Source organism: Aeromonas sp. R5-4, from assembly GCF_040908215.1.
GTDB lineage: Bacteria > Pseudomonadota > Gammaproteobacteria > Enterobacterales > Aeromonadaceae > Aeromonas > Aeromonas veronii.
Genome location: NZ_JBFODG010000017.1, coordinates 111,400 through 121,161 on the forward strand (window position 1 = coordinate 111,400; position 9,762 = coordinate 121,161).

At 59.3% G+C, this 9,762-nt stretch carries 6 protein-coding genes and 1 tRNA gene; 4 read left to right on the top strand and 3 right to left on the bottom strand.

Annotated features, from left to right (window positions below; translation table 11 throughout):
• Positions 1 to 74 precede the first annotated feature (74 nt).
• The 4 genes from AB5Y83_RS08970 to yidA all read left to right on the top strand — a co-directional run bounded on the left by AB5Y83_RS08970 (position 75) and on the right by yidA (position 5,374).
• Positions 75 to 1,313: a DUF3391 domain-containing protein gene (locus AB5Y83_RS08970; RefSeq protein ID WP_005336014.1), complete on the top strand. Its 1,239-nt coding sequence runs from the start codon at positions 75 to 77 to the stop codon at positions 1,311 to 1,313.
• Between the two features lie 53 nt (positions 1,314 to 1,366).
• Positions 1,367 to 2,527 carry a competence/damage-inducible protein A gene (locus AB5Y83_RS08975; RefSeq protein ID WP_368175046.1) on the top strand — a complete coding sequence of 387 codons (1,161 nt, stop codon included), beginning with the start codon at positions 1,367 to 1,369 and terminating at the stop codon, positions 2,525 to 2,527.
• 255 nt (positions 2,528 to 2,782) lie between these two features.
• Positions 2,783 to 4,450, top strand: coding sequence for a FapA family protein (locus tag AB5Y83_RS08980; RefSeq protein ID WP_368175049.1), 1,668 nt, complete (start codon positions 2,783 to 2,785; stop codon positions 4,448 to 4,450).
• Between the two features lie 114 nt (positions 4,451 to 4,564).
• Positions 4,565 to 5,374, top strand: a complete 810-nt coding sequence (gene yidA / locus AB5Y83_RS08985; protein ID WP_005363212.1) for a sugar-phosphatase — start codon at positions 4,565 to 4,567, stop codon at positions 5,372 to 5,374.
• 109 nt (positions 5,375 to 5,483) lie between these two features.
• Here the strand turns inward: yidA and AB5Y83_RS08990 are convergent, their stop codons facing one another.
• The 3 genes from AB5Y83_RS08990 to AB5Y83_RS09000 form a co-directional block, all read right to left on the bottom strand.
• Positions 5,484 to 8,567 (bottom strand): transglycosylase domain-containing protein, encoded by a 3,084-nt coding sequence (locus tag AB5Y83_RS08990; RefSeq protein WP_368175047.1) that lies wholly within the window; start codon positions 8,565 to 8,567, stop codon positions 5,484 to 5,486.
• A gap of 208 nt (positions 8,568 to 8,775) precedes the next feature.
• Complete coding sequence (tmaR, locus tag AB5Y83_RS08995; protein WP_005336024.1) at positions 8,776 to 9,093, bottom strand: PTS system regulator TmaR; 318 nt, start codon at positions 9,091 to 9,093, stop codon at positions 8,776 to 8,778.
• A 410-nt stretch (positions 9,094 to 9,503) separates the two neighbouring features.
• Positions 9,504 to 9,580 (bottom strand) — tRNA-Asp (locus AB5Y83_RS09000).
• Between the last annotated feature and the right edge of the window lie 182 nt (positions 9,581 to 9,762).

Genomic DNA, 9,762 nt, shown 5'->3' on the forward strand with positions numbered 1-9,762 from the left:
TCATCAGATACCTTTTGTATTCACCCCCGCCTTTGACTAGCATACGGCTCAGTGTGTCTCCTGCTTCCAAGATAATGACCGGTATCAAGATTTCCGTAGATCGACTGCAAGTCGGCAACTATGTATCCCTGCCACTGGGGTGGCGCGAACACCCGTTCCTGTTTTCCAGCTTCAAGATCAAAAGTGAAGAAGAGATCGAGCTGATCCGCCGTCTCGGCCTGAAACTGGTCACCATCATTCCCGACAAGAGCGACGTTCCGCCCAAGCCCCTCAATCAGGTACAACCTCAGCAACAAGAGAGCGCAGACGCCGCCCAGCGTCAGGCCCAGATGCAGCAGGAGAAAGATCGCCGCATCGAACAGTTGCAACTCTATCGCCGCAACCTGCAGCAGTGCGAGAAGCAGTTCCAGCAGTCGCTGGCGCAGGTGCGCAGCGTGATGAGCAAGATCCAGTCCCGCCCCCTCAATGCCATCGGCGAGGCGCAGGAGCTGGTCAACGCCATGACTGAGCAACTGCTCTCGGTGGACGAGATGGTGCTGCACTTGGTCTCCGACAGCGAGGATGGCAACAACCTCTACTTCCACTCCCTCAATGTGAGCGTGCTCAGCATGCTGCTGGCCAAGGAGTGCTGCATGACGGCCGACGAGATCCGTCAGGTCGGTATGGGGGCGCTGTTCCACGACATCGGTAAATTGAAAATCCCGAGCCAGATCCTGCGCAAGACCGAGCCGCTAACCAAGCCGGAGCAAAACCTGATGGCCCAGCACCCGCGCTACGGGCTGGATCTGCTCAATCTGGCCAAGGATTTCCCGGCCGAAGCGAAGGGGATCGTGCTCCATCACCACGAATATCTCGATGGCAGCGGGCCGGAAGGGCTCAAGGGTGGCCAGCTCGATCCGCTGACCCAGATGGTGTCGCTGATCAACGAGTACGATAACCTCTGCCATATGCAGGCCAAGGTGCCCTACTCGGCCCTGAGCGGCCTCTACAAGCAGCGCAAGGCGCAGTTTAATCCGGAGTACCTCAGCATGCTGATCCGGTTGATGGGGATCTACCCCCCCGGCAGCGTGGTGCAACTCTCCAATGGTCAGGTGGGGCTGGTAATGTCGGTCAACGCTTCCCGCCTGCTCTACCCCTCGGTGCTGGTCTACGATCCGCGCATTCCCCGTCAGGAAGCGGCCATCATCGACCTGCAGCAAGCCGAACTGTCGATCGCCAAGGTGATCCACCCCAAACGGCTGCCACCCGCCGTGTTCGAGTACCTCAATCCGCGTACCCGGATCAGCTACTACTTCGAGCACAACAAAGCCTGATTGTGTTGGCCCAAGGCCAACCGTTGCCACCCGTTTAATCCAAGGAGCCTGCCATGCGTATCGAGATCATCAGTACCGGAGACGAGATAGTGACGGGTCTGGTGGTGGATACCAACGCGGCCTGGCTCAGCGCTCTGCTGCTGGAGCAGGGCTGGCAGGTGCGCCGCCGCGTCACCGTGGGGGACAACCTCAAGGACTTGAAGGCCGTGCTGGCAGAGAGCGCCAGCCGCGCCGAGGTGGTGCTGGTGTGCGGCGGGCTCGGCCCCACCGCCGACGATCTCACCGCCCAGGCAGCGGCCGAGACCTTCGCTCAGCCACTCACCCTGTTTCCCAACTGGCTCGCCACCATCGAAGCGCGCTATGCCAGCCGTGGCAGGCCCATGCCCGCCAGCAACGCCAAGCAGGCCTGGCTGCCGCAGGGGTGCGAGATCCTCGACAATCCGGTCGGCACCGCCTGCGGCTTTGTGGTCACTCACCCAACCAGCCTGGGCCTAAGCCGGCTCTTCTTCACCCCGGGCGTGCCGTTCGAGTTCAAACAGATGGTGCGCGAGCAAATTCTGCCGCGCCTCAAACAGCTGGCCGGGGCACAAGTCGATACCGAGCTGCGTCGCTTTTACACCTTCGGCGTCTCGGAGTCGGCGCTCAGCGATATGCTGGATGCCGAACCCTGGCCAGCCGGCATCGAGCTGGGTTACCGCTCCTCCATGCCCCTTATCGAGCTGAAACTGATCGGCCACGGCGCCAGTACCGCTGACATGGAGAGTGCCGAGCGCCGACTGCTGGATACGATCCGCCCCTGGCTGGTTGGCAGCGGAGATACGGAACCGGCGCAGCAGATCCTCGCGCTGCTGCAAGGCAAACCGCTGGCTCTGCTGGAGGGAGAGAGTGGCGGCGCCCTGCTGGCGCTTTGTCACGGCCATCCCAGGCTGGAGGCCAACTTCAGTACGCAACTGGCCGATGAGCTGGCACAACTGCCTACAGCCGATGCGGGCCTGCAACTGACCATAGGACGAAAAGGGCCGGAGGGGGTACCACTGCTGCTCAGCGCCGATGGCATACACATCGGTCAGACAGTCAAGGTCAGCCACCCCGACCCGGAGAGCCGCCGCAAGATCCTCGCCTTTGCCGCCCTCGACATGCTACGCCGCCATATGCTGGGTGAGCCGGTGCTCGGCGATTACCTCACCCTGGCCAGAACAGCCCAGCGCAGCTGATAAGAACCGCCATTCCCCTGCCAGCGACCCTATGTCGCTGGCGCTGCGATCCGCCTTTTCACGCCATTGCCAAACAGCACCCATATTTATCCGGCCGCCATCACCGATTTGACTTCAATTCATTGACCATTCAGAGGAAATATCTGAATACTGCCCACTCTCAGGGTTGGTGACTCGCTTTATTAATCATTGAGAGATTAAATGACAGTAGAGGAGCGAGCCGATCGCTCCGTTCTCATCCAGCAAGGAGATGCGGTGTTAAGCAAAGAGTGGTTGCTGCTATCAAGCGATATGGAACTGGTCTGCCTGCGGATTGCCGCCGGTCTAACCAAACCTGTCACGGAACAGGATGTGCAGGCTCTGCTGCTCGCTTCCAACTGTCGCCGCTATCAGCCGCTGCCCGAGGGGATCAAACAGGCTATCAGCCTGCTTAATACCCTGCTCACCAACCCTGCCGCCCCCGTCCCCGCCAGCCCCATCCCTGTCGGCAAGCGTCAGGATGCCCGACTCGCCGTAATAGTGGAGAAGGATCGCATGAGTGCCATCGCCCAGATCACTGCCGACTGGGGGGGCAAGTATGTGACGCTGGAACAGCTGAAAGAGGCGATCGCCATCAGCGAAATCAAACAGGGGGTGAGTGAGCAACTGCTCACCGCTGCCATCCAATCGGCCAAGGAGGCCGCCCCCGGCAGTCAGCTCAAGCTGGTGATTGCCAACGGCCAGCCAGCCGTCAATGGTCAGGACACTCGCTATGAGCGGCTGGTGGAGACCCCGGCCGAACGGATCCTCAAACCGCAGGAGCTGGGTCATGGCAAAGTCGACCTGCGGGATCTCGGCTCCATCGTCACCGTCAAGGCAGGCGCTCCGCTGATGCGCCGCCATCCAGCCACCGTCGGGGTGCCCGGTTTTACCGTGACCGGTCAGGATCTGCCCGCCAAAGATGGCAAAGACAGCCCGATGAGTGCTGGCGAGGGCACCTTCATCTCCCCCGACGATCCCGACCTGCTGATTGCCGGTCGGGCTGGCCTGCCCTGTCAGGAAAAAGCAGGCATGAAGGTGGACGAGGTGCTCAGCGTCAAACAGGTGGATGCCCGCCACGGCCACATTGATTTTGAAGGGGGCTTAATCGTCAGCGGCGACGTCAACCCGGGCATGAAGATCAGGGTCAGCGGTGACGTCGTGATTGGCGGCTTTATCGAAGGGGGCTGGATCGAAGCTGGGGGCAGCATCACGGTACGCCACGGCATCATTGGCCGCCGCAACGAGCAGGGAGAGTACCTTTGCCAGCTCAATGCGCAGGGGGAGATCCACGCCAGTTACGCCCAGTATGCCCAGCTGGAAGCGGGGGGCGATATCCAGATCCAGAGCCAGCTCAGCCACTGTTACTCCCGCAGCGGACAAGATATCAAGGTAGGTGACAGTAACATGCGCAAAGGCACTCTGCTGGGGGGCACCAGCATTGCCAATCGCCTGATCATGGCCCCCAGCCTGGGGGCCGAGGCCGCCAACCATACCCGGATACAGATCCTTGGCGGCTACTTCACCCACAAGGAGCAGGAACACCAGCTCAAGCTGCGCCAGCAGGCGTGTCAGGCCCAGCTGGAGAAAATCAAGGAGCTGGTCATGAAGTTGCTGCAACTGCCCGGCGACAAGCGCAATCCGGATACCCTGCGCAAGCTCAAACCGATCCGGGACCATCAGCTGGCCGAACTGGCCCAGCTCGATGAGCAGCTCACCGCCAACCAGGAGGAGCTGCGAAACTTGATGGCTCAGATGGAGGTCATTGCCACCCAACATCTCTACTCCGGCATCGAGGTCGAGATGGCCAGCTTCAAACGCAAGGTTACCATCACCCGAGGCCCTACCCGTCTGACCATCCATGATGAAACCCTGGAGATGACCCCTTACGAGGGACACAAATAGCTCAACCGGCACGGCCCCATCGCTGAACCTGTCGTGATCCCGCCGCCGATTTTCGCTACACTCGCCACTTCCTTGGCCCCACCGGGCGGGCCACCCAGACTCAGGTAGTGAGAGATGTACAAGCTGATCGCATTGGATATGGATGGCACCCTGCTCAACCCGCAGGGCCAAATTACTCCCCGCACCCACGCCGCCATCAGCGCCGCGCGCGCCAAAGGGGTAACCGTTGTGCTGGCCTCCGGCCGCCCGCTGGAAGGGATGAGCCGCTATCTGGAAGAACTCGGCCTCACCACAGAGCATGACTACGTCATCTGCTACAACGGCGCCCTGGTGCAACAGGTGGCCGATCAGCGCATCATCCGCAGCCAGCTGCTGACCGGCAGTGACGCCAGCGCCGTCGCCAAACTGGCTGACGAGCTGGAGGTGAACGTCCACGGTTTCTCGGTCACCCAGGGCCTCATCAGTCCCCGTGTCAGCACCTATACCGAACATGAATCCCGCCTGATCGGCATGCCGATCAATCTGATCGACTTCGCTACCCTGCCTGCCGACGAGCAGATCATGAAGGTAATGATGATCGACGAGCCGCCCCAGCTCTCCCGCGCTATCGAGCGACTGCCTGCAGAACTCTATGAGCGCTATACCGTGGTACAGAGCGCCCCCTTCTTCCTCGAGTTCATGAACAAGCAGAGCAACAAGGGAACCGGCGTGGCCGCACTGGCCGAGCATCTTGGCCTGACCGCCGATCAGGTGATCTGCGTCGGGGATGCGGGCAACGATCGCCATATGATCGAGTACGCAGGCCTCGGGGTTGCGATGGGCAATGCCACCGACGAGATCAAGGCTCTCGCCCAGCACACCACTGCCCGCAACGATGAAGATGGCGTGGCTCAGGTGATCGAGCAGTTCGTACTGAATGCCTGATCCCAATCGAGCGCCGCTGCGTCCGATGAGGAAATAAAAACGGGGAGGCTGTCAGCCTCCCCGTTTTTTCTGGCCAGTTATCTGCGTGATGAGCGGTAATTCGTGCGCATCACTGGTTCGCCAGACACTGAGTATGGGAGCCCGGTTGCAGGTAAGGCGTCAGCAGAGGAGCCATCCCCTTGAGCACCTGCACCGGCAACGCCGAGGTGAAACGGAACTTGTCAGACTGGCTACCCGGTACATAGGCGGTCAGGGTACCGAAGTGATCCTCACCCAGATAGAAAACGAAGGTCGCGGTGCGGTTGCGCGCCAGTGAGCTGGTCACGTTGCCATAACGACCCACAGTTTCAATCCGGTTATCCCCGGTTCCGGTCTTGCCCCCCATCTGCAGCACAGTGCCATCCGGCAGGGTAAAGGCACCGGCGATACGTCTTGCCGTGCCCCCTTCAACGACCTTGGAGAGCGCACTGCGCAGGGCGGCCGCCACCTCTGCCGGCATCACCCGGGTGCCCTCGGTGTGCTGCGGCTCAAACTCGGTCTCGAAGGGCGTCCCCTTGGCAAACGAGAGGTGCTCGATACGCAAAGTTGGCGAGCGGACACCGCCATTCTGGATAATCCCCATCAGCTCGGCCAGTGCAGCCGGACGGTCGCCGGAGCTACCCAAGGCAGTCGCCAGCGAAGGCACCAGATGGTCGAACGGATAACCCAGCTTGGCCCAGCGCTGATGGATATCGAGGAAGGCTTCAACCTCCAGCATGGTGCGGATCCGGCTGTCACGGGCACTGCGATGACGGGTCTTGAACAGCCAGCTGTAGACCTCCTGCCGCTCGTCACGACTGGCCGCAACCGCGTCGGCAAAGGTCGCCTTGTCGAACTGCTTGAGATAGGCCAGCAGCCACAGCTCCAGCGGGTGCACCCGGGCGATGTAGCCCTGATCCGGCAGTGAATACTTGCCCGGGCCATAGCTCACATAGAGCTGATTGACCCGCTTGGCACTCAACTTCTCCCGCGGCAACCGCTCCGCCAGGAAGGCAGCAAATGCGGCTTCGCTGGCTTCCGGCATCAGGTAGCGGTAAACCGCCGCCAGACGTACCGCACTCGGCTTGAGACCGTCGAGGAAGGTATCGAGTTGCTCATCGGGAGTCTTGCCGCGATATTTGCGCCAGAAGCGCAGCAGATAGGTCTGCCCCTCTTTGTCGGCAAATTTGGCCAGATACTCCTGACGACGGGGATCCTTGTCGTCCTTCAGCAACTGGGCACGGTTGCCCTCCTTGTAGAGGCTGTAGCGCACGATATCGCGCATCAACCGCACAAAGGGCAAGTTAATCGACTCACGCAGAGAATCACGCAACGTCGGAATACGATTGTTATCCTCGCGGCGGAAGTTGTTGAAGGTGTGCATGCCGCCACCGGTAAAGAACCCTTCGTTGGGGCTGGCGGAATATTTGCGATCAAGTGCCGCTTCCAGCATCACAGGCAGGCTCTTGTCCTGAGCCGTCATCAGATAGGAGATGGCCCAGCGGCTGAGGTTGTCCTGAGAGACGGCAGCCAATTTACGCAGATTCTCGACCGGCATCCCGGCATAGTTGTCGTGCAGCTCGGCCACGATCTCCAGATAGGTGGTCAGCACCCGCAACTTGGCGGTTGAGCCCAACTCCAGCTTGGAGCCTTCATTGATATCAAACGGCTGATCGGTGTTGTCGGTCTGTACCCGCACCTTGAACCCTTCCGGCGATTTCTCGAACAAGGTGAAGCTGTAGCGCACATCGCCGGTCTTCTCTGGCGAGAGCAGGCGCTCACCAAACAGCCCTACCTGGGCGGCAAACGTCGGGTCGGCCAGCTGTTGCAGATAACGGGAGATTTCGTTCTGCAGCGGCATGTTGAGGCTGGTATCGGCGGTCAGATCCATCCGGTCGAGGTCATAGAGCTGCACCCCGAGCTGGCGGCTCAGGCGAGTACGGGCAACCTGCAACCCCTTGTTATTGTTCACCCGAGTGATAGCAGGGGACTGCAGGAAATCACGAAACGTAATCTTGGCCTTGAGCGCCGCCTCCATCAGTGGCGGCGTGATCATTCCCTCCTGCACAAACAGGCGCAGGTAGCTGTCGGTCAGGGTAGCCAATGCCTCTCGCCCCTGAGCCAGATAGTAAGAGGGACGGCGGTGCGCAATCATCAACGAGACCACCTGACGCAGGGCAAGCCCCTGTTCGGCCAGCGGTGCGTTCTGGTTGCGGGCGGGGTCCAGCAGACGGTTCACGTCATCGACATTGGCACCAAACCAGACCCAGAGACCATCTCCCAGACCATGCACTTCACCATATCCCGGCGCAGCCGAGAGCGGTACCGAGTTGAGGTAGGCCCAGGCGACCAGTTTGCGCGCTTCGAGGGTTTCCGGCCCGAGACGATAAGCCCGCACGCTGGCAGAGGCCATCTGACGGATCTTCTCGGTCGGCGACAGGGTCAGGCCATCCGGCGAGTGGCGATACTTCTCCACCTGGGTCGCCAAGGTACTGCCACCGGCAGATTGATCCTGCATATCGAGCGCCTTGCCCACTTGAGAGAGCGCGGCCTTGGCAAAACGGGGCCAGTCGACCGCCGGGTTGGCCAACGGCTCTTCGTTGCTCAGCAAGTCGCGGTTCTCGATAAACAGCAGCGACTGGATGACGAGCGGCGGAATGGAATCAAAATCCGGATAGTGATGGGTCGGATACTTGAATTTATAGAAGGGCTCGGCGCGGCAATCGTGCAACGTCAGGCCAGCCTGCACCTTCTCGGTATAGGGCACGAAGAAGCCACGACTGGCGTAGTCATAGAGCGCGTCGGAGAAATGCACCTGCTTGCTGACTTCATAACCCCGCTGCAGCAGGCGCTCCTGCATCATCGGCAGTTGCACATAGCCGAGCCGCTTGTCGAACGGGCCATCCTCAGGGAAGGCGATCTGCTTGCTCTGGCCAGGCTCGACCTGATAGGTGAGCTTGGCGGCATAGCGGGAGATCTCCTGAGATTGCAGCTTCGAGGTTTTCATCTCATAGCCAACCAGAGCGATCACCGCCCCCAGGCACAATAAAAAGAGAAAACAGAACAGCCAACGCCACCAGGGACGACGCTTGCGCTTTGGGTTCCCGTCCGAGGTCTGGACAGATGAATCTTGAGATGCCACTTGTGTCAAATCCGTCTGTTCTGATGCGCCCATATCAGCCCCACCATGGTTGCGCAATTTATTGTGTTTCACTCAAGCTTAGTCTTTTCAAGTCAATGGCTTGAAACTATTGACCGCTTTGTGGTGATGGTAACAGGGCAATTCTAAAAAGGGGAGCCGATTGTTGCAGGAGTGGCAGAGATCCGAGCTGATAACAAAACACCGGCCAGTGGCCGGTGTCTCTTAAGCGAAAGCTGAACGCTTATTTGTGAGAGCTCATGCCCTTCAGCTTGGTGCTCAGCTCTTTACGCTCTTTGGAGAGCTCGGCGTTCTTGATGATGTGGTCATCCACGCGCTCTTCATAGTCGGCACGCATGTTGGCGATGATCGCCTGTACATCATCAATGCTCATGCCCGGCTTGATGTAGTCGCTCAGGTTGTCGAGCAGCAGCACGCGCTTCTGGTTGTCACGGATCTTCTTCTCGTTATCCGCAATTTCACGCTTGAGTTTGTTCTGGCGACGGGACATACGCACATATTCCAGTACATCGCTGAAGGTGGACTTGTTTACTTGTTCCATATCGATACCACTGACTTAAGGTTGATAAAAACTGGCCAAGTTACACCTGGAACCCGGCAAACTCGGCGCGGGACAGGCAAACTCAAGATGCCCTTACTCTACCGAGTTATAAGCGAGATACAACCCTAATCGCGCGCCATGAACAGAGTTTGGCCAAAAGTAAACCAGTTAAAATGGCCAGTAATCCATTAGATAAGGGCTTGATATGGATACAAAATGGAGGAGATGACAAGGTTTTAGTTCTCTTCCTCTAGATAAATGCTAACACTGGCTGTTTAACACGCTAAAAACACAAAGCCCGGTCGTGAGACTGGGCTTTTGTACTCGTTCTGGTGTGAAAGTCTTGGGGCTCTGGGCAAAAATCGTACATAGCAAAAAGGCCTTCCCAGATGGGAAGGCCTTCAAATTAGTGGCGGAGCGGACGGGACTCGAACCCGCGACCCCCGGCGTGACAGGCCGGTATTCTAACCGACTGAACTACCGCTCCGCATTCGGTTAGCTTGCGCTAAATTGTTTGCCGCGTCAGTGAGGTGTCATCCTCGCAGCCAGTGACGTGATTCTTCACATCGCTGTTTAATTGGGTGCCTGGCAGTGTCCTACTCTCGCATGGCGAATGCCACACTACCATCGGCGCTACCGCGTTTCACTTCTGAGTTCGGCATGGGATCA